Origin of the sequence: Sulfitobacter sp. HGT1 (assembly GCF_013282155.1) — a bacterium.
Lineage (GTDB): Bacteria > Pseudomonadota > Alphaproteobacteria > Rhodobacterales > Rhodobacteraceae > Sulfitobacter.
Window position 1 is genome coordinate 239,918 of sequence record NZ_BLWI01000010.1, and the last position, 20,754, is coordinate 260,671.

General features: G+C 59.3%; 17 protein-coding genes and 1 tRNA gene. 11 read left to right on the forward strand and 7 right to left on the reverse strand.

Going from position 1 to position 20,754, the window contains the following annotated elements; translation table 11 throughout:
• Positions 1-327: 327 nt before the first annotated feature.
• The gene (locus HGT1_RS11195) at positions 328-1,653 is read right to left on the reverse strand and encodes an ATP-binding protein (RefSeq protein WP_176250024.1); all 1,326 of its coding nucleotides are present in this window, start codon (positions 1,651-1,653) and stop codon (positions 328-330) included.
• 45 nt (positions 1,654-1,698) lie between these two features.
• Between HGT1_RS11195 and HGT1_RS11200 the strand changes: the two genes are divergently transcribed.
• The 10 genes from HGT1_RS11200 (at position 1,699) to HGT1_RS11245 (ending at position 10,810) form a co-directional block, all read left to right on the forward strand.
• Positions 1,699-2,610: an MBL fold metallo-hydrolase gene (locus tag HGT1_RS11200; RefSeq protein WP_176250025.1), complete on the forward strand. Its 912-nt coding sequence runs from the start codon at positions 1,699-1,701 to the stop codon at positions 2,608-2,610.
• An 80-nt stretch (positions 2,611-2,690) separates the two neighbouring features.
• A tRNA-Asn gene (locus HGT1_RS11205) sits at positions 2,691-2,765 on the forward strand.
• 605 nt (positions 2,766-3,370) lie between these two features.
• A complete protein-coding gene (locus tag HGT1_RS11210; RefSeq protein ID WP_176250026.1) occupies positions 3,371-4,204 on the forward strand; it encodes a hypothetical protein in 834 nt (277 codons plus the stop codon).
• 127 nt (positions 4,205-4,331) lie between these two features.
• Positions 4,332-6,989: an erythromycin esterase family protein gene (locus HGT1_RS11215; RefSeq protein WP_176250027.1), complete on the forward strand. Its 2,658-nt coding sequence runs from the start codon at positions 4,332-4,334 to the stop codon at positions 6,987-6,989.
• A gap of 50 nt (positions 6,990-7,039) precedes the next feature.
• Positions 7,040-8,443, forward strand: a complete 1,404-nt coding sequence (locus HGT1_RS11220; protein WP_176250028.1) for a DegQ family serine endoprotease — start codon at positions 7,040-7,042, stop codon at positions 8,441-8,443.
• 34 nt (positions 8,444-8,477) lie between these two features.
• Positions 8,478-9,020, forward strand: coding sequence for a nucleotide exchange factor GrpE (locus HGT1_RS11225; RefSeq protein ID WP_176250029.1), 543 nt, complete (start codon positions 8,478-8,480; stop codon positions 9,018-9,020).
• Positions 9,021-9,204: 184 nt separating this feature from the next.
• Positions 9,205-9,612 carry a c-type cytochrome gene (locus tag HGT1_RS11230; RefSeq protein ID WP_176250030.1) on the forward strand — a complete coding sequence of 136 codons (408 nt, stop codon included), beginning with the start codon at positions 9,205-9,207 and terminating at the stop codon, positions 9,610-9,612.
• A 23-nt stretch (positions 9,613-9,635) separates the two neighbouring features.
• Positions 9,636-9,992: a GerW family sporulation protein gene (locus HGT1_RS11235; RefSeq protein ID WP_176250031.1), complete on the forward strand. Its 357-nt coding sequence runs from the start codon at positions 9,636-9,638 to the stop codon at positions 9,990-9,992.
• Positions 9,993-9,998: 6 nt separating this feature from the next.
• Positions 9,999-10,568, forward strand: coding sequence for a DUF2953 domain-containing protein (locus HGT1_RS11240; RefSeq protein ID WP_176250032.1), 570 nt, complete (start codon positions 9,999-10,001; stop codon positions 10,566-10,568).
• Positions 10,541-10,810, forward strand: a complete 270-nt coding sequence (locus HGT1_RS11245; RefSeq protein ID WP_176250033.1) for a hypothetical protein — start codon at positions 10,541-10,543, stop codon at positions 10,808-10,810. The genes HGT1_RS11240 and HGT1_RS11245 overlap by 28 nt, the downstream gene beginning before the upstream one ends.
• Positions 10,811-10,859: 49 nt before the next feature.
• On the opposite strand, the gene HGT1_RS11250 is transcribed toward HGT1_RS11245, so the two are convergent.
• Positions 10,860-15,332 (reverse strand): chemotaxis protein CheB, encoded by a 4,473-nt coding sequence (locus HGT1_RS11250; RefSeq protein WP_176250034.1) that lies wholly within the window; start codon positions 15,330-15,332, stop codon positions 10,860-10,862.
• 480 nt (positions 15,333-15,812) lie between these two features.
• Between HGT1_RS11250 and HGT1_RS11255 the strand changes: the two genes are divergently transcribed.
• Complete coding sequence (locus tag HGT1_RS11255; RefSeq protein WP_176250035.1) at positions 15,813-16,049, forward strand: hypothetical protein; 237 nt, start codon at positions 15,813-15,815, stop codon at positions 16,047-16,049.
• Between the two features lie 56 nt (positions 16,050-16,105).
• Here HGT1_RS11255 and HGT1_RS11260 read toward each other — a convergent pair whose 3' ends face one another.
• The 5 genes from HGT1_RS11260 to HGT1_RS11280 all read right to left on the reverse strand — a co-directional run bounded on the left by HGT1_RS11260 (position 16,106) and on the right by HGT1_RS11280 (position 20,539).
• Positions 16,106-16,633 (reverse strand): universal stress protein, encoded by a 528-nt coding sequence (locus tag HGT1_RS11260; protein WP_176250036.1) that lies wholly within the window; start codon positions 16,631-16,633, stop codon positions 16,106-16,108.
• Positions 16,634-16,814: 181 nt separating this feature from the next.
• Positions 16,815-17,300, reverse strand: coding sequence for an Hsp20/alpha crystallin family protein (locus tag HGT1_RS11265; protein WP_176250037.1), 486 nt, complete (start codon positions 17,298-17,300; stop codon positions 16,815-16,817).
• A 147-nt stretch (positions 17,301-17,447) separates the two neighbouring features.
• A complete protein-coding gene (locus tag HGT1_RS11270) occupies positions 17,448-18,137 on the reverse strand; it encodes an ATP-binding cassette domain-containing protein (RefSeq protein ID WP_176250038.1) in 690 nt (229 codons plus the stop codon).
• Between the two features lie 12 nt (positions 18,138-18,149).
• Positions 18,150-19,319, reverse strand: coding sequence for an FtsX-like permease family protein (locus HGT1_RS11275; protein ID WP_176250039.1), 1,170 nt, complete (start codon positions 19,317-19,319; stop codon positions 18,150-18,152).
• Positions 19,316-20,539: an HlyD family efflux transporter periplasmic adaptor subunit gene (locus HGT1_RS11280; RefSeq protein ID WP_176250040.1), complete on the reverse strand. Its 1,224-nt coding sequence runs from the start codon at positions 20,537-20,539 to the stop codon at positions 19,316-19,318. The genes HGT1_RS11275 and HGT1_RS11280 overlap by 4 nt, the downstream gene beginning before the upstream one ends.
• Positions 20,540-20,754: the final 215 nt, after the last annotated feature.

The following is a 20,754-nucleotide window of genomic DNA, read 5'->3' on the forward strand; positions in this document are numbered from 1 at the left end:
TCAGGTTCCTCAAGGTCACTCTTTAGCAGGCGCAAGACGAATTGCGGGCGTAAAATCGGCAATTTTGTGTCTTTCCATCGGGCGGGCACGAGTGACCCCTTAAGTATCTGATTTTATTAAATACTTAGTGCAGCCCATCGTGAGGAAAATTGCGCTAATCTGTGAAAATATAAAAGGATATTCCCTGTTCAGGGGGGTATTTATCAGCTTTGGTTGAAACCCCCAAGGGTTGACGCCCCCAGAATCACACATCCATTGGTTGTTTTCCACAAGTCACAGGATGGATACGTCACGCGGACTTCGGGTCAGCGCGTTCGGCACCGGCTGTCAGCGTGCGATAACAATGTCGGCGCGCAACCCGCCCAGATCCTCGGACACCCCCAACCGCAACACACCGCCATGGGCGCGCGCGATGTCCGTGGCAATGGCAAGCCCAAGCCCGACGCCACCGCCCTTGTTCTGGTTTCGGGCGGGATCAAGCCGCGAAAACGGACGCACCGCATCCAGCCTGCGGTCTTCGGGGATACCGGGGCCGTCATCCTCTACGCGGATGCGCAAGGTCTTGTCTGTCAGCAGCACCGACACCTCGGCCTTTGCACCATAGCGCACAGCATTGGAGATCAGGTTGTCCACCGCCCGCAAAATCGCGCCTTTGCGCAGCCGCACGGTGCCTGATCCGTCACCTTGGGGTGATAACAGGGTCACGTTGCGCCCTGCCCGCTGGGCCTCGGCTACGGCAGATTTCAGCAAGGCGTGGGGATCAAGCTTTTCGAACTCGCCCTCGGCAGCCCCTTTGGCGAAATCAAGGAATTCATCCAGCATCCGCTGCATGTCTTCGACATCCTGCAGCAAGGGCCCGGCTTCGGGGTCCTCCATCATCGACAGGCTCAGCCGCATCCGCGTCAGGGGGGTGCGCAGATCGTGGCTGACCCCCGACAACATCAGCGTACGCTGTTCGATGTGCCGCTCGATCCGGGCGCGCATGTCCAGAAACGCACTGCCGGCTGCGCGCAATTCAACCGCACCGGCAGGGGTATAAGGGATGTGGCGGCCCCTACCAAAGGCTTCGGCAGCACGGGCCAACCGTTTGATCGGACGCAATTGATTGCGCAGATAGAGGAATGCAATCAGCGTCATCAAGAACCCGAAGGAAAACGTATAGACAAACAGCTGATGCGGATTGGACGCTGAAATGCGCCCGCGGTCAAAGCTGATCTGGATCGGGCCATGGTCTGTGTCGGCAAATAGATGCACCCGCCCCGGATCGGTCAGATCCAGCGTGCGGAACTCAGCAAGGCGTTCCTGAAACAAGCCGATCATGACGCGGCCCGAATAATCATACCAGGACAGCTGGTTCTGCTGCACCTGCTCCTCCGGCATGACCGGTTCCACCTGCATCATCAAAGGGGAAAGCCGTTGTCGGACCATCGGGGCAATCTGATCCGCCGATGGTGCATCTGCGGCGACGTTCAGAACCAATGCCACCTCGCGCAGCACGGTGATGGTCATTTGCGTGGTCACACCTTCGTAATTGCGCTGCGCAAAAATCACGGTCACCACCAGCTGCAAAATCACCACAGGCAACAGCAGGATCAGGGCAGCGCGCCCATAGATGCCACGGGGCATATATCGTTTGAGCCAGACAAAGAACATGTTGTAGACCTTAGCCAGCCCCCTCCCGCCGCGAAAGGCCAAACCATGCTCCCCCCCGACGAATTTGACCCACCCATAGGCGTTGCCCAGAGTCTGGAACCCGGTTTGCGCCGGATTGTGGCGGATAACCCCTCGCCGATGACCTATCGCGGGACAAACACCTATCTTGTCGGCACGCGCGGTCTGGCTGTGATCGACCCGGGCCCAGCGTCGCCGCGCCATCTGGCCGCGATTCTGGCCGCCATCGAGCCAGGCCAGCACATCAGCCATATCATCGTCACCCATACCCATCTGGACCATTCCCCCCTGGCGCGCGATCTGTCCCAAGCCAGCGGCGCGCCGGTTATTGCCTTTGGCGATGCGACCGCCGGGCGCTCTGCCGTTATGACGCAGCTGGCCCAAGGCGCACAGATTGGCGGCGGCGAAGGCATCGACGTCGATTTTCGCGCGGACCGGATCGTGGCTGACAAGGACCAGATCGAGGGCGATACATGGTCGCTGGACGTGATCCACACCCCCGGACATATCGGCAATCACATCAGTCTTCGCTGGAAAGACGCGTGTTTCACCGCAGATCACGTTATGGGCTGGGCCAGCTCGCTTGTGTCGCCACCTGATGGCGATCTGACCGATTTCATGGCCTCCTGCACAAGGCTGAATGAACAAAGCTGGCGGGTGTTCTATCCGGGCCACGGAGCCCCTGTTGATACCCCCCATGACCGTCTGGCCTGGCTCGTCGCACATCGCCAATCCCGGGAGGCCGATATTCTGGCCGCCCTCACCGCCGGCCCCGCCACGGCCCATATGCTGGCCACGCTCATCTACACCGAAACGCCCCCCGCGCTGCTGGGGGCCGCGTCCCGCAACGTCCTTGCGCATCTTGTTGATCTTACCGGAAAAAACCGCGTTTCGCCTGTCGGTGCCTTGTCAGGAGACGCCAAATTTCGACTGATTTGAAATCAATTTGGAAAAAGCTGAAAAAACTGCCGAAACCCACTGGACGCCACAAAATACCACTGCTATATCGCCCAGACCGTTCCGACGTAGCTCAGCGGTAGAGCAGTTGACTGTTAATCAATTGGTCGTAGGTTCGATCCCTACCGTCGGAGCCAATTAATTCAAGGGCTTAGCGATTATTCGCTAAGCCCTTTTATTTTATGGGTACGCAGGCGTTTCCGCTCCATTCAAAAATGAAACGCCGCCCTCCCGGACGACCTTCCTGACATTTTCCTGTGCACAATAACGCCAAGGCCAAAGATCAAGGCCAAGGCCAAGGCCCCCACTATGCCGCAAGGACTGATCGGTCCAGAATAGCGCCTGGTCTCGGTTTCGATATGGACACGTAACCGTTCCTTATCGCCGGATAAGCTACCGGCTAAGCTGACTAGGGCTGTCTTTTGTGTGTCACGCTCACCGTCATCTCCTTTGATCCGCTGGAAAAGACCTTAAAATCTGGTCACACCCACCAACCGGCACTGCGGCTCATCGCGGCGCTTTTTCCGAAACGCATCGATCCAACCCTGTCTGTCGGGCACCTTGAAAATTGCCCTACGTCAAAGGCCATCAAGGCAAGTCTACTAATAAAACACCCCAGCCGCGCGGCTCTTCCTTTTTCACTTGTGAAGACCCGCTAAGCTGTTGAAACACTTGGCGGGCGTGCGTCTGAAGAAATCTGCTAGGGTGATCGCACATGATCCCTTTGAATAGGAGACCGCAGTTGCGAAGAATCCAAGTGAAATGGAACCGGCGGGACGGCATCGTCAACTCGTTCTGGCATGGCGGCCGTTTGACCTGGATCGAGCGGGCCTGCATGCGTTCCTTTCTGGACAAGGGTATAAAATTCCGCCTTTACGCCTACGGGGAGTTGGATGGCGTTCCGGACGGGGTCCAGCTGGAGGATGCCGCCGAAATTCTGCCCGAGACTGCCATTATTACCTATCAAGGGGATGATCTGCCCGAGGCCAAAGGCACGCCCGCGCTATTCTCAAACCTGTTTCGGTACGAATTGCAGCGGTTGGGCAAAGGGTTATGGGTCGATTGTGATTTTTACTGCCTCAAGCCGTTTCGCTTTTCCAGAATGCCCTTTGTGTTCGGCTATCAGCACAACCGGACAATCGACGGTGCCGTGAATACTGCCGTTCTGAAACTGCCCAAAGACAGCCGGATATTGGCCGATCTGATCAAACTCTATCAGCCCCCCTATTCCATTCCGCCATGGGTGTTCCAAGACCACCGCGCGCGCCTGGCCAAGCAATGGGGCAGTGAGGATGTTCACCCAAGTTACCTGCCCTGGGGCAGCTTTGGCCCCAAAGCGCTGACTGCACTGATCTGGCGTCACGGGCTTGAGGAACATATTCTGGGCCGCGACCGGTTTTACCCGATTACCGTGGCCGATATTGAAAAGATGTTCGATCCGGCGGTCGACTGCGCCGATTTCTTTTCGCCCCGGACCTTTGGCGTGCATCTTTGGAATAACGAAATCCGCCATCGCGCAGCAGAAACGCCCCCCGAGGGCAGTTTCGCCCACCGGCTTTGGCTCGAAGGGCAATAGCCCCTGACGGGCCCGTGCAAGAGTGCCGACCACTGGCTTGCGCCCCGTGCAGACGGGCGTTTCCAGCGATCCTGTCGATTGATCTAACTCAATCCCGAGCGGCAGTTCTTGTCTTAGACTCGGTAAAATGGAACATATTGCCCGCACATTCACGGATCGCACTGACGCAGGTCGCCAACTGGCCAAGGTTTTGGACGCGATGGAGCTTGATCACCCGCTGATCTATGCCCTGCCCCGTGGCGGTGTGCCTGTCGCCGTCGAGGTCGCGAAATGGCTTCACGCGCCGCTGGATCTGATACTGGTGCGCAAGATCGGTGCCCCGCGAAACCCCGAAGTCGCCCTTGGCGCGATCGTCGAAGGGGCCACCGAGGAAATCGTGATCAACGAAGAGGTCAAGCGCCTGTCCGGTGCCAGCGATGCCTATCTGACCGAGGCCGTCGCCCAGCAACGCGCCGAACTGGACCGCCGGAAAAACCGGTATCTAGGTGACCGCGCAAGGCTGGACCCGACGGGGCGCACAATTGTTGTCGTCGATGACGGGCTGGCGACCGGTGCCACGATGAAGGCCGCGCTGATCGGGCTGAAACGCAGCAAACCGGCGCGGATCGTCGTTGCCCTACCTGTCGCCCCGACAGAGGCGCTGGATGACATATCGGATCAGGCCGACGACATCATTTGCCTGCATCCTGCCACGGTCTTTCAGGGGGTTGGCGGCTTTTACCGCGACTTTCACCAACTGACCGACGACGAAACGGTGGCCCTGCTGGCACAGGCATCGACCAACCTGAAAAACAACCCGCAGCCCGCCGCAGCCCCGATGCACAAACGGCAGGTGGCCATCCCGCCGCTTGGGTTGCCCGGTGATCTGACGGTCCCGAAAAATCCGCGTGGCATCGTGTTGTTTGCCCATGGCAGCGGGTCTAGCCGACACAGCCCGCGCAACCGATATGTGGCTGAAAAGCTGAACGAAAATGGGTTTGCCACCGTCTTGTTCGACCTGCTGACCCCTGAGGAAGAACAAGACCGCCGCAATGTGTTCGACATTCCGCTGCTGGCGGACCGCGTGGTCGAAGCGTCGATCTGGATCACCTCTGAACCCGACCTCGAAGATTTGCCGCTTGGCCTTTTCGGAGCAAGCACCGGCGGTGGTGCGGCCCTTGTCGCGGCGGCCGAGCTCAAGGGGCGGGTGTCTGCGGTGGTATCACGCGGCGGCCGGCCTGATCTGGCCTCGGATTTCCTGCCGCAAGTCATCAGCCCGACGTTGCTGGTTGTGGGCAGTCTGGACCATGATGTCATCAAGCTGAACCAGCAGGCTCTTGCCGCGCTGATCTGTACGAAAAGGCTGGAGATCGTGCCGGGTGCGAGCCATCTGTTCGAAGAGCAGGGCACGCTGGACCTTGCCGTTGATCATGCGGCCTTGTGGTTCAAGACCCATCTTGGGGCAGAGGTGGCAAAACGGCCCGCGCCGCCACCCCCGCTACAACCGGCGTCCGCACCGGCCATCCTTGCCGCCGCAGCAGAGCCCCTGCCCCCGATCAACGACCCCGATTTCGCCAAGGCCTTCGACCGCTTCGGATCAAAACGCGTCGTGCTTTTGGGCGAGGCATCACATGGCACATCTGAATTCTACCGCGCCCGCACCGCCATCACCCGGCGGCTGATCGAAGAACACGGGTTTTCCATCGTTGCCGTCGAAGCCGACTGGCCCGATGCCGCCGTGGTCAACCGCTATATCCGCCACAAAAGCCACCAGCCCATCAAAAGCGGGGCATTCGCGCGCTTTCCCACGTGGATGTGGCGCAACATCGAATTCGACGCCTTCACCCGCTATCTGCACCAGTATAACGGCACCAAGGACGCCAAGGATCAGGTCGCGTTCTATGGGCTTGATCTGTACAACATGAACGCCTCGATGGCTGAGGTGCTGAGCTATCTTGACCGCGTCGACGAAGGGGCCGCCGAGATTGCCCGCTCGCGCTATTCATGCCTGTCTGCCTGGTCGCATAACCCCTCCGCCTATGGCAGGGCGGCCCTGACGCCGGGGTTTTCCATGTGCGAAAAACCCGTGACGCAGATTCTGGTCGATCTGTTGAAAAAGCAGTTGGACTACAGTGCCAAAGACGGGGACCAGTTCTTTGATGCGGCGCAAAACGCGCGGCTGGTGGCCAATGCCGAACGGTATTACCGCGCGATGTATTACGGATCGCAAGTGTCCTGGAACCTGCGCGACCAGCATATGTACCAGACCCTGCGCCAAATTCAGGCCCATGCCGGAGCCGATAAAAAGATCGTGGTCTGGGCGCATAATTCCCACATCGGCGATGCGCGGTATTCGGACATGGGCCGCAGCCGGGGCGAATTGAACATCGGTCAGCTGTGCCGCGAGGCATATGGCAGCGATGCCGCCCTGATCGGTTTCGGAACCGCCACCGGCACGGTTGCTGCCGCATCCGAATGGGACTCCCCGATGGAGATCAAGACCATACGCCCGCCCCGTGGCGACAGCTACGAGGCGCTGTGCCATGACGTGGGTCACGAGCGCTTCTTGTGGGACTTCGCAAAAGACCGGTCCGGCGCGTTTTACCGGCTGCTCAGCACCCCGCGGCTGGAGCGCTATATCGGCGTGATCTACCGCCCCGAAACCGAACGCGCGAGCCATTACAGCCCCGCGTCCCTGCCCGATCAATATGACGCCTTTGTGTGGTTTGACAAAACCCAGGCCCTCAGCCCGCTGCCCGCCCTGACAAACACAACCGAAGACGAAACCTATCCTTTTGGCCTGTGATGGTCCGCATCCTGCTGGACCACAGACTGGAATATCAAAGGAGAAACGCAATGCCTGTTCGACTTTCCCGGCTTGGCCCCATCGCGCTGGCACTGTGCATTTTCACCTCGGGCCTTGCCGCGCCAGCGCTGTCACAAACCGCGGATCTCCCGCTTTACCGCAATGACCAGGGGCTGCCGACGCTGGCCCCCTTGCTGGCCAAGGTAACCCCTGCGGTCGTCAATATTTCGGTGGAAAGCCAGCAATCAACCGATCAGAACCCGCTTTTCAACGATCCGTTTTTCCGGCGGTTTTTCGATTTGCAGCCTTTGCCGCAACAGCCGCAGATGCGCCGGCAAATGAGCGCGGGTTCCGGGGTGATCTTTGATGCCGCCAAAGGCTATGTGCTGACCAACCACCATGTCGTGGAAAACGGGGAACGGATCACCGTGACCCTCAAGGACCGACGCCAGGTCGATGCAGAACTGATCGGCAGCGACCCCGGCACCGATATCGCCCTGCTGAGGATCGATGCGGCAGGGCTGAGCGCGCTTGAGATGGGCGACAGCGACCGGCTGCAAGTGGGCGATTACGTCCTTGCGATCGGAAACCCCTTTGGCCTTGGCCAGACGGTGACATCGGGGATCGTCAGTGCCTTGGGGCGCAGCGGGCTGAACATCGAAGGCTACGAAGACTTTATCCAGACCGACGCCTCGATCAATCCGGGCAATTCGGGCGGGGCCTTGGTGACGCTGGACGGTCGGCTGGTCGGGATCAACACGGCGATCATCGCGCCGTCGGGCGGCAATGTCGGGATCGGTTTCGCGGTGCCTGCAAACATGGTCAATGCCGTCGTCAGCCAGCTTATCGAATTCGGCGAGGTCCAGCGTGGCCAGCTTGGCGTGATGATCCAGGATTTCACCCCCGATCTGGCCGAGGCCTTGGGCGTGGATGCCGGTGCCGGTGCCGTGGTCACGCAGGTCGAACCCGACAGCCCCGCCGAAGCGGCGGGCGTGCAACCCGGTGATGTGATCGTGTCTGTCGATGGTCGCCCCGTGGCCAGCTCTGCCGATCTGCGCAGCCAGATCGGGCTCAAACGGTTGGGTCGGCGCATCGAAATCGGCATCCTGCGCAACGGCGAACTGCTGACCCTGCAAGCGGCATTGCACAAAGGCCCGCAATTCGGGCCAAAGTTTGGTGAACCTGCGACGGGGCGGCTTTCCGGGGCCAAATTGCGTGACCTGCAATCAGGCGATCCGCTTTATGGCGATGTTTCCGGTGTTGTTGTCATGCAAGTCGACGTCGACAGCCGCGCGGACCGCTCGGGGCTGGAAGCAGGCGATATCATTCTGGCGGCCAATCAGGTCCCCGTCGCGTCAGTTGCCGCCTTGCGCCAGCAACTTGCGTCCATCGACGGCGCGCTTGCCCTTACCATTCAACGCGGATCGGCCCGTCTATTTCTGCTTATCCGCTGATCTGCACATCCCAAAATCACGATAGGAACCCGCTATGGCAAAGAACACAAACACCCCGACCACTGACACATCTGCGTCAGGTACATCCCATGCCGCCACCCCCGATCACGCGGCAGAAATCGCGGAGCTGACGGACAAGTGGAAGCGTGCCCTTGCCGATGCAGAGAATGCCCGCAAGCGCGCCGACGCGGCCCGAATGGATGGCCGCGAACATGGCGTTGCCCTTGCCGTCGAAGCCCTTGCCCCCGCCTATGACGACATCTGCATGGCGATTGAGGCCGCACGCGCCAGCCCCGATGCCGACACACCGCAGGGATCGGCACAGCTGGAGGGTCTGAACAGAACCAAGGCCGCCTTCGAAACCGGCCTCAGGGCGCTTGGCGTCCGGCAGATTGCCCCCAAAAACACCCCCTTCGATCCGGTGCTGCATGAGGCCCTGCAAATGGAAGAAAGCGACAAAACCGAGCCGGGTCAGGTTCTGCTTTTGCATCGTCACGGATTTGCGATCGGGCAGCGGCTTATCCGGCCAGCGCATGTGACTGTCAGCGCGCGCCCCGGCACTCCGCCAAAGGAGTAATACCCCTAGCGGATCACGCCGACGCGTTTGATGTATGTCAATCGCGTCGATCCGCAGACGGGCTAGTTTTTACCAAGGCGCAGTTTGCCTTGCGCCTTGGTAGCAGACGCCCCGGAAAACGGACCTATTCGACCATCTGCACAGACCCGAAACCGGCACAAACCATCACAAGGAGGAAACCCCGATGAGAGTCAGAAATGCTTTAATCACAGCGGTTGTTCTGGGAATGGCCGCCACCACCGGTGCCGTGGCCCAAGATGAATCCGGCGAGGCATTGTATATGAATGCCTGCGCTGTGTGTCATGGCACAACAGCCGCCGGAGACGGGTCGCTGGCCGAATTCATGAATGTTCCCGTTCCCAACCTGCGTCAACTGAGCCAGAGAAACGACGGTATCTATCCGATGCTCGAAGTCATCCAGACCATTGACGGGCGTTCGGGTATTCGGGCGCACGGGTCGGAAATGCCGTTCTGGGGCGACCTGTTTAAAGCCGACGCCGTTGATGATGGCGGGATGTACGGCAGCGAAGTCATCGTGCGCGGCCAGATGTTGTCGCTCGCCCTTTATCTCGAAGAATTGCAGGAAGAATAGGAAAAATTACAAAGGAGAGACTGATGGAAGACGTTGAAAAACTGTTGAAAAACACGGTCCAGGAGTTGGACCAACTGCTCAATGCGAAAAACGTTCTTGGTGACCCGATAGAGCGCGAAGGCGCGACGGTTATCCCGATTGTCAGCTATGGCTTTGGGTTTGGCGCGGGCGGCAGTGCCACCCAGAAATCGGGCAGCTCGGCGGGAACGGGTGCAGGTGGCGGGATCAAACCCCTTGGTGCGATCATCTTTGACCAAGACGGTGCCCGTGTTGAATCCGTGAAAGGTGCATTGACCAATATCACCCAGATCGCCGCCGAGGCCGCCACCGATGTTTTGGGCAAGATGGCGACCTCAAAAGGCAAGCCGGACGCCAGTTGACCCGCCATGGCGTCGCTGATCACGATCATCCTATGGCTCGTGCTGGTGATGCTGGTTCTGGTCGTTCTGGCCGTGGTCACCCCGGTCTTGGCCAGCGTGCATCTGACCACATCGCCGCACCTGTCCTACCGGGTCGAGCTGCGGGCCTTGGCCGGGTTGGCCCCCCGCATCCGGCTCACCGGGGGGCTGCCAAAAGCCATGGCCGTCGAAACGGCTGCGAAACCGGCCAGGTCAAAGCATCATAAAAGGCCGGAATTCGGGCGCGCAAATCGCGCCGCAATCCGGCACATCCCGTTGTTGATAAGGGATATTTTACGGCGCATCCATCTGGTAGAACTTCACGTCGATGCAGAGTTTGGTCTTGGCGACCCTGCCGATACCGGGCAGGTTTACGGGCTGTTAATGCCCCTGAAATATTCAGGTCTTTTGCCCCGATCGGTGTCGCTGGACTTGCGGCCGGATTTCACCGAAACCTGCCTGTCCGGTTGCCTCACGACGGTTTTTCGCGTCACGTTGGCGGCCCTATGCGTTCCGATCCTGGGGTTCGCGTGGCAGATATACGGGCCACGCCGATGACTGTGGTTCTGGATCAGACGATGACACTGGGCCCGTTGCGGATATCTGTGCTGGCCGAATGTCGCGTCATGGCTGGCCACGCGAAGGGCGCTGTTTTCGTTTCCGCACAGAAACGGCCCGTTGCGTTTCTGATCAAGCAGGATGCGAAACTGGCGGCCTTCGGGCCCGAGGGGAGACCCATGTCGCGCGCAGAAATCGAAAGCCTGTGCGCCGGCGCGTGGCAATCAGCCCTCACACCCTAAGTGCCCCGATACCCCTGCCCCCACACGCGCAGCCACGACGATCCTCGCTTCAGTCCAGAAGCTCGCGCAATGTACGGCCCAGTTCATGCAAAGCGTAGGGTTTACGCAATATCGGATGGTCAATTCCGCCGCTTTCCCCGTTCGGTTCAATCCCTTTTTCATAGCCGGTGGTCAGCAAAATCTTGATGCCGGGCCGCAAAGCCAAAGCCTGCTTGGCGACGTCAAAGCCCGTCATCCCGCCCGGCATGACAACATCGGACAAGACCAGATCGATATCATCGCGCTTGTTCAATATCTCGATGGCCTTTGGTCCGTCCGGGGCCGCAATCACCTTGTAGTTCAATTCCTCAAGGCGGGTCACGGTCAGGCGGCGGACGTTTTTGTCATCTTCAACCACAAGAATTGTCTCGGTCCCGGTTTGCGAAGCTTGCTGGAAAGGATGGGTTTCCATATCGGCCGCAGGGCCGTCGGTGGCGGGCAGAAACAGCTTGAAGGTCGCGCCCTCGCCGATCTTGCTTTGGATCGTGACATGCCCGCCCGACTGTTGTGCAAAACCATATACCATGCTCAACCCCAGCCCGGACCCGGCACCGGGGCCCTTTGTGGTAAAGAAGGGTTCGAACACATGCGACTGTGTTTCCGGTGTCATCCCGACGCCCGTATCGGTCACAGACAGGCAGACGTAATCACCCGGCGTCACATCAACCTGCGTTGCGGCATCGGATTCATCCAGCGTGACATTGCTTGTCTCAATGGTAAGTGTCCCGCCATCGGGCATCGCATCGCGCGCATTGAGCGCAAGGTTCAAGATCACGCTTTCGATCTGACCGGGGTCCGCCACCGTCGCAGCCAGATCATTGGCAAGCCGCTTTTTGATCTCGATCTTTTCATCCAGCGTCCTTGTGAGGATCGGCAGCATGTTTTTGATCAGTTCGTTCAGCGCGATATTTTCCGGCGCAAGCAACTGCTTTTTCGCGAAAGACAGCAACTGGCTGGTCAGGGCAGCCCCCATATTTGATGCCTCCAACGCCTCTTTCAACAGCTCATGCAGCTTGGGGTCATCTGTGCGCATCTCAAGAAGTTCGAGATTGCCAATGACGACCGTCAACAGATTGTTGAAGTCATGGGCCAGACCGCCCGTCAACTGGCCCACGGCCTCCATCTTCTGGGCGCGCTGCAATTCGGCCTGGCGTTTTCTTTCGGTTGTCAGATCATGGATGATCCCCAGAAAATGGCGCGCACCGTCAATCTTCAGTTCGGACACGGTCAGCCGGATCGGAACCCGCGTGCCGTCCTTGCGTTGGGCATCCATCTCGCGACCTAACCTGACGGTCTGCTTTTCTCCGGATTTGACATAGCGCTCCAGATAACCGTCATGATCGCTGCGGTCGGGCTCTGGCATCAGCATCTTGACGTTCCGGCCCAGCACCTCCGAGGCCTTGAAGCCGAAAATACCCTCCGCTCCGGTGCTGAAAGTGCCGACAATGCCCTGCTCGTCGATTGTCAGGATCGCCTCGGGGGCCGCATCAAGAATGGCGCTCAGCCGTGCCTCGCGATCCAGAATGGCCTGTTCGTTGGATCGCTTCTCGGTGACGTCTTCGACGGCGAGCAGGATCGCCGCCTCCTCCGCAGGGGATCCCACCACCTTGCGCGCGTTCAGGATCATGTCGCGTCTTCCAAGATCACCGACATTCAACGCCAGTTCAAAGGCCTCTACCGTCGTTTTCTGGGGCAGGACGTTTTCCATCAGTTGACGCAGCTTTGGCGCATCCCATTGCCGGTCCTGGATGGAAAACAGATTTTTCCCGATAATATCAGCCGGTCTGGTGGCAAACACACGGTTGAACGCACGGCTGGCAGCAAGGATATTCAGGCCGCTGTCAAGCACCAGCATTGGTTCACGCACGGTGCTGATGATGCTTTCGGAAAACTCGCGGGCGGCCATGGATTCGCGCTGCAAGGCCTTGAGGTCGGACACTTCGGAAAAGGTCACCGCGACGCCACTGATCTTGCCGCTTTGTGTCCGATATGGATGGATGCGCCGCACGTACCACCGCCCGTCATCGCTTTCGACTTCGCGTTCGGCGGGGATCAGTGTTTCGAGAACTTTCTCGGCATCCTTGAGCAGATCGGGATCCTTGACCTTGGCCGTGATGTCACTGAACAAACGCCCGGTGTCTTTGCTGATCAGGTTGAACAATTCGCGCGTCGCAGGCGTGAACAGCATGATGTTAAAGTCAGTGTCCAGAAACAGCGTTGCAATGCCCGAACTGGACAACAGATTGTTCAGATCGTCCGATGCCCGCCGTTCGTCGTCGATCTTTTGCTGAAGCTGGGTGTTCAGCGCAGTCAACTCTTCGTTCAGCGATTGCAGCTCTTCCTTCGAGGTTTCCAGCTCTTCGTTGGTCGACTGGAACTCCTCGTTCATCGACATTGCCTCTTCGTGGGCAGCCTTCAACTCTTCGGTGGACAGCTCGTAATCGCGGATGGTTGTGCGCAGCTCTGAACGGGTGGTTTCAAGCTCTTGCTCGACCCTGCGAAAAGCCTCTGCGTTGCGTTCGTCAGGGGGGGGCGCAAGGGGGCGTTTGGGTTGGTCGGCAAAGGTCACCAGAAACAGCGTGGTATCGTCCAACGTCACAGGATGGACCTGGATCGTGACCCCTATCCTTTTGTTGCCCCGTGTGATTGTGCCGCTTTCCTTGGCCGCTGTGCCGTCTGTGCGCGCCGTCCGGATGGCGTTGTTCAAGGAGGCGCGCAGCCCCTGCCGCGCCATCGCCAACAAATCACGGCTTATTTCGCCCGATGGCACCCGCAGGTACTCATCCATTGACCCCTCGAAATACAGCGCCTCGGACTGGGCGTTGATAAGAACGGCCGCGGGGGCATATTGCTCGACCAGAAGGTTGCGGCTTAGCTCGGAGAGGTTATCCCCACCAACGGAGATGTGGTTGCGTTTCGGGGCGAATGTCCCGCTGTTGAAAGTGCGTTGCATGAAGGGCAGATCAGTGGCGCGCCTGCGTCCGTGGCCCACCCTTTTATAGACGCGGTATTTGTTCGACATCGGCTCGAACAACGCATCCTCACTGCCCGTTGTCTCGGACATCCCCAGAAACAGAATGCCCCCATCATTCAACGCGAAATGAAACATCTTGATGACGCGTTCCTGCGCACCGGGCGTCAGATAGATCATCAAATTCCGGCACGACACCAGATCAAGCCGCGAAAAAGGTGCGTCAGACAGGATGTTGTGATTGGCAAAAACGACTGCATCGCGCAGCTCTGGCGACACGCGGTAGCTGTGGTCTTCCTTGGTGAAAAACCGTTTTAGCCGGGCCGCTGATACATCATCAGCGATGGAATCCGGATACACCCCGTTGCGGGCTGTTGTGAGGGCGCGTTCATCGACATCCGTCGCAAAAATCTGCAACTTCACATCCTTGCGCAATGCCGACGCTTTTTCGATCACCAGCATCGCCAATGAATAGGCTTCTTCGCCCGTGGCACAGGCGGGCACCCATATCCGCAGCGGCTTTCCCGCCTCGTGCGACCGAAGCAGCCCGTCAAGCAGGGTTTTTTCGATGTAGTCAAAGGCGTCTTTGCCCCTGAAAAACGAGGTCACGCTGATCAAAAGATCCGCGCACAGGCCCTGCGCCTCTTCCGAGGATTCCTTTAAAAGCGCGAGGTATTCTTCTGAATCCGTAATATGCCTGAGCGCCATGCGCCGCTCGATCCGGCGCAGCAAGGTGCCATCCTTGTAGACGTTGAAATCAATCGGCGAATGGGCTTGCAGAACCTTGATGATCTGGCCCAACGACCCTTTGGCATTGTCGCCAAGGGCTTTTTGCGCCTTATCCTTTTGGACAAAGGGATGACGGATGTAATTGGTGATAATGTCGGGCATCTTGTCGATCTCGACAATATAATCGGGCACCCCGGTCGCCATCGCGCTGCGCGGCATCCCGTCAAGCGCGGCCTCGACGGGGTCTTGCACCAAGACGATGCCGCCGTGTTCCTTGATCTCGCGAATGGCCGCCGACCCGTCACTGCCCGTTCCCGATAGAATGACAGCGATGGCGTTTTTGCCAAGGTCTTTGGCAAGTGATTTCAGAAACAGGTCGATCGGCAACCGCGTGCCGCGACGGTCCGTGGGTTCCGAAAGATGCAGCACGCCTTGCCTGATCTCGAGGTAATTGTTGGGCGGAATGACATAGACATGATCTGCCTGAATGGGGCTTTGGTCCTCGGCCAGCACCACGGGCATCTTGGTGTGTTTTGTCAAAAGATCAGCCATCAGGCTTTTGTGATCCGGGTCGACATGATGGACCAGAACATAGGCCGCGCCTGTGTCGGCAGGAATAACGTCAAAAAACGCGCTGTAAGCTTGCAACGCCCCGGCAGAGGCCCCCAAGCCCACCACAGGGATCGTGGTGCGCGCATCCGGTTTTGCCACGGCTTTGGCAACAGCCGGACGCGCAGGCGTCGGTTGGCCCTGCGCTCCTGTTTGCTTGGACTTTCGCGCCATAACTTCCCAAACTCCTGCCAAGGGCATCGTGCTGCTTTGCTACACTATCTCGGAAAACCAGCACACGGTAAAGTGGAGGCTTGGAACACGCGCATATCGATTGACAGGCATCAATTCCGAGAAGTCTAGGTTACCGGACATTTTAACTAGATATCAGCCGCTTGTCGACCACTCTGCGTGCCTGTCAGCCAATCCCTTTGTGGTCCGGGGTGCTGCTTTGGCAACTCTGGCCAGCCCCCGCGCATCCGCGCCTCAACAGCTTGAGGACCATTTCGCGATCAATGGGGCATAACCGCGTCCAAAGCCCCCGCCCAAGGGCATATCTCCGCAAAACGCGCCGGTTTTTGCCAATTGCGTTGAAGATCGTCGGCAATATCCTGCCTTTGCCCGCGCGAAATTCCGGGCTTTTGATCCTGATCATTCCGCAGACAGGATTCACTGCAATTTGTATCCTGATTATGGCTGCCGTGGGACCTGCACATGAATGATAAAGACACTTCCCATATTTCTAGACTGGAATCCGGCAATGCGGCCCCATCGCCGCATGCACAAGTACCGCCCAGGATCTGCCCGCATATCGCCGAGCTTGGCGCAATGCCAAGACGGGTTTTGGAAACCTTTGTTGATCTGGGTTTGTCGGATGGCGAAATCGCGCGCTATTTCAAAATTCCCGAAACCAGCGTCAGCAAGCTGCGCAAAATCTGGCGCATCCACTGATTGGCCGAGACCCCTTGCGTTGACCACCCGACCCCGGGCGCGCGCCCGAAATCGGGTTACTTGACCACCACAACCGTCTGCGTGGCGTTGTGAATTACCTTTTGCGAAACACTTCCCAAAACAGCGCTTCTGATTTTCCCCAACCCTCTGGAACCGATCACAATCATATCGGCCCCCGCCTCGTTCGCGGCATCCAGAATTTCTTCGGCATGGTCGCCCAACCGCACCGATCCGGTGACGTTTTGCGCACCCAGTGTTTTGCAGCGCTCTTTTGCATTGGCGACCAACTGGTCCCCCAACGCCGAGATCACCCGCGCTGACCCACCATCCAAGGCACCCTGCCGCAGCATCTCGGCGGGCCGCCCGTCGGGCAGCACAAGCTGGAGCGATGGGCTGGTTTGAACCTGCTTGACCAGATGTTCGACCTCGGCCATCCGGACCAGTTCCTGCGGCGGGCGACCGTGCATCAGGACGTGAACGATCTTCAGGTCAGCCCCGAGTTTTTTGGAAAACTCGCAAGCCGTTTCCAAAGCCCGCCGCCCGTTGTCAGAGCCGTCATATGCCAGAAGGATATTGTGAAACATGGGTCCGTTCCTTTGTGAAAATCGGGGTGTTCAGCATGGTTGCGCTGCGACACCAAACCACCGGTTGCAGGCCGTGCGTGTGGCCCTTGGCAGAATGCAACTCTCTGCCGACCCATGCCCGACCTGTAGCATTGTCCTTGAATTAGGGTGGCCCCGCCCCTGCGCAGCCACCCCCGGAAATCTACTTGTCGTAGCCCACATTGATTTTCTTGGTCTTTGTGACGGCTTCCGGCGGCTTGGCAATTGTGACCTTTAAAACGCCGTCTTTCACCACGGCCTCGACCTTGTCGGGGTCGATCGTGAACGGCAATGTCATCATGCGCTCGAACGATCCCGAGGTGCGTTCAATGCGATGATAGGCGCGGCCTTCCTCGTCGCCTTTCTCTTCTTTCTCGGTTTTCTTTTCGCCCTTGATGACGATGCGGTCGCCGGTCACGGACACATCGACATCTTCTTCGGTCAGACCGGGCAATTCGGCGGTGATGGTGAATTCCTTATCGGTCTCGCTGACGTTCGAGCGCACCAACACCTTGTTCGCACCGGTGAAAATGCCGTCGCCAAAATCGTCAAACAGGCTGTCGACTTCTTTGCGCAGGGCGAAAAAGGGGTTAACGGCGGGGTTCTGGTTCCTGATCCAATTTGCAGGAAGAAAGTCTTGGTAGGACATGTGAAGTCTCCATATTACTGGTTAGGCTCTTCATCGTCTAACAAGCGAGACGTCGCGCCGATTGAGCAAAATCAAAAAACGCAATCCATTCGGGTAAAATTCATCCGCCCGCAGGCCGGGGGAATGAATTGGCGGCATCACAAAACCCTAAAGCGTATCATCCACAATGCGCCCGTCCTCCAGGGTGATGACCCTGTCGGCCTGATCAAGGATGCGGTTGTCGTGGGTGACCATGACCGTGGTGGTGCCGCGTTCATGGCCAAGGCGCTTGATCATCGCCACGACATTCGCGCCGCTTTCACGGTCCAGCGCGGCTGTGGGTTCATCGGCAAAGATCACATCGGGGTTGCCCACCAAGGCACGCGCCACGGCGACCCGTTGTTTCTGGCCGCCTGACAAATTGGCGGGCAGATACGCCAGACGGTCCCCCAGCCCGACCAGGTCCAGCACATGGTCCGCCGCAGCTTCGGCCTGACCGGCGGACAATCTGCCGTGAACATCCAGCCCCATAATCACGTTTTGCTGCGCGGTCAGGCTTTCGTGCAGGTTATGCGCCTGAAAGATGAACCCGAGCCTTCGGCGCAGGCTCGTCAGCAGCGTCGGATGCGCGCCGTGCAATTCATGCCCCAACAGGTGCACCGACCCGTCCTGCACCTCGCGCAGGCACCCCAGCAGCGTCAGCACGGTGGTCTTGCCAGACCCCGATGGCCCCACAAGAACCGTCAGGCTGCCGCGCGCCACGGTCAGGTTCACATCGAAAACCGCCTGTTTGCGGGCCTCGCCTGTGCCGAACCAGTGGTTCAGCCCCGTGACGGCGATCGGATCATTGCTGCCCATTGCGATACCCCATCAGAACAGATCGGCGGGATCAGCGCGCACCAACCGCCGCGTGGCGATGGCCCCCGACAAGGTGCAGGCGATCACGGTGCCCACAAACACCGATGCGGCCATGCCAAAGGTCATCTGCAAAGGCAGCGTGGTCGCCGCCGCCATGCCGGTCAGGATCGCCGTTCCCACAAGGAAACCCGGGATAAACCCCAACACCCCAAGGATCAGCGCTTCCTCCAGCACGATGCCAAGGAAGAAACGATGGCTGTATCCCATCGCCTTGAAGGTCGCGTATTCGCGCATGTGGTCGGACACATCAGTGGACAGCACCTGATAGACGATCACGATCCCCACCAGAATGCCGATGATCACGCCAAAGCCGAATATGATCCCCGTGGGCCGTTTGGTTTGCTGGTAGGACAGGTCTTCCTGCGCGGCGGCGGCAAAGCTGCGCACCCGCAAGCTCTTGTCCGAGATCAGCCCCGCCAAACGCGCGGCAACCGTGTCGGGATCAGCCCCCGCAGCGATGCGCAACAAGATATGATCGGGGGCCGCTGAGGTGCGCGCCGGAAAAAGCCGCAAAAAACTTTGGTCGGACAGCATCATATAGCCGTCACCGCCAAAGCCCCCGCCCCCTGCGAATGTGTCGAACAGGGTCAATGTTTCGCCCGACACCTCAAAGGACAGCGGGGTCTGGGGGCGGATCGCGGCGGCCACGTCTTTGGGCAGGCCACGGCTGAACCGGTCCAGCAACCCCGCCCCCGGCAATTGCAAAACCGCCGCTTTGCCAGCGATCGCGGGGGCAAAAAAACCGACCGTCGGGTCAAGCCCATAGGTCGTCAGGCCCAGCGTCTTGGTCGGGCGTTGCCATGATACGTTTCCGACAAAGAGCCCCGCGCCCGAAACCACCTGCGGATCGCCAAGCGCCTGAAGCAACCATTGCCGTGCGACATTGCCGCCCTCGGTCATGGAATTCGCATCCCCAGACGATATCATGATGTCGGCGTTGAAAAATCCGTAAGGCTTCATGGTCGCGGTCGCCATCGAATTCATGATCCCCAGTTGCACAAACACCAGCACATTGGCGAAGGCCACACCGGCAAGGGCGGCGGCAAAGCGCGGGCGGCTGTGGGTCAGTTGCAGCCAGCCAATCGGCAAACGTCCCAGGATCGCGCGCAACAGACGTTTCATTTCGCCACGGCCGCGTGGGTGTCGATACGGGCGATGACCTCAAGATTGGTAAAGCGCGATGCCAGCAGGGATGACGCCGCATCCAGTTCGATCAACACGCGGATCACCCGTGCATCGGTATTGGCCGCCGTATCATCCGACACCAACCCCTGCCGTCCGACCGTCAGCCCGATAAAGCTGACCCGCCCCTGAAATGTCCGGCCAAGCGCAGTCGAGACCAGCTCCACCGGTTGGCCCTTTTGAACCTGAACGATCCGGTCCTGATAAATCTCGGCCTCGGCCATCATGTGATCGGTATCGCCGATTTCCATGATGCCGTCTGCGGGCGGGCGTTGCCCCGCTGTGGCGTGGATGTTCAACACCGTCCCCTTGATCGGGGCCAGCACATCAGCGCGTGCCAGATCACGCCGCACGCGGGTCAGATCGGCCTTGACCGCATCCAGATTGCGCGCCGCCACGATCACATCGGGTTGCTGGTCCACCGCCACGGCGGCAAAACGCGCAAGGGTCGCTTGGGCTTTGGCAACCGCAAGCGATGCCTGCTGGCTGGCCGCCGATGCCGCATCCAATGTGCTGCGGGTGGCAACACCGCGGTCAAACAGCGCGCGGGTGCGGGCCAGATCGGTTTCCGCCTCGGTTGCCGCGCTGCGGGCCTGATCCAGCGCCGCCTGCGCTTCGTCACGGCTGTTTTGGACACTTGCACGGGTCTGCACCAGCGCGGCCTCGCGGATGGCAACCGTGGCCTCGGCCAGCAGAACCGCACCGGCCAGCACGTCGTGATTGTCCAGCCGCGCCACCGGCGTGCCTTTTTCGACCCTGTCGCCTTCGGCCACCAGCAGTTCCGCCACCCTTGCATCGCCCGCACCAAACGGGGCCGCCACGACCGACACATCGCCGCGTGGCATCAGCCGCGCAAGCCCCACCACATCGGTCACGCGCATGGTTTCGACCATGTCCTGAGGCAGATCAATGTCGGGCGGCAGCGCGATCGGGGACGCAGACCCGCCGCCCGGCTGCAACCCTGTCAGCGCATAGAATTTTTGCAGGCCCGGCGGCTGGAAATACATCCCGATCACCGCACCGGTAAACAGGAACACCGGCACCAGCAGCACCAGCAGATAGCGTTTGCGAAACCAGCCACGTGCCGCGACGCCTGCGGGGCTGCCCCCGTTATGATTGATGATTTCCAAGGGCAGTCCTGTATCGCTTTTATCGCTCATTCGATGCCTCGTCGGCTGGGCAATCGCCCCGCAAATTCATGAAAAACCGGGCGAAACGCTGATGGTCCTGACAGAACTCCCCACGCGGCTTTGGCGGGGCCAAGGTTAACAGCGAAAGTATGTTTCATCTCGGTGTCCTTTGGGACGGGGGTGGATCAGGCGCGGCTTTGCTCTGTGCCAAGGCCCTTTGAACGTCTCCGACGTCCCTTGATTGA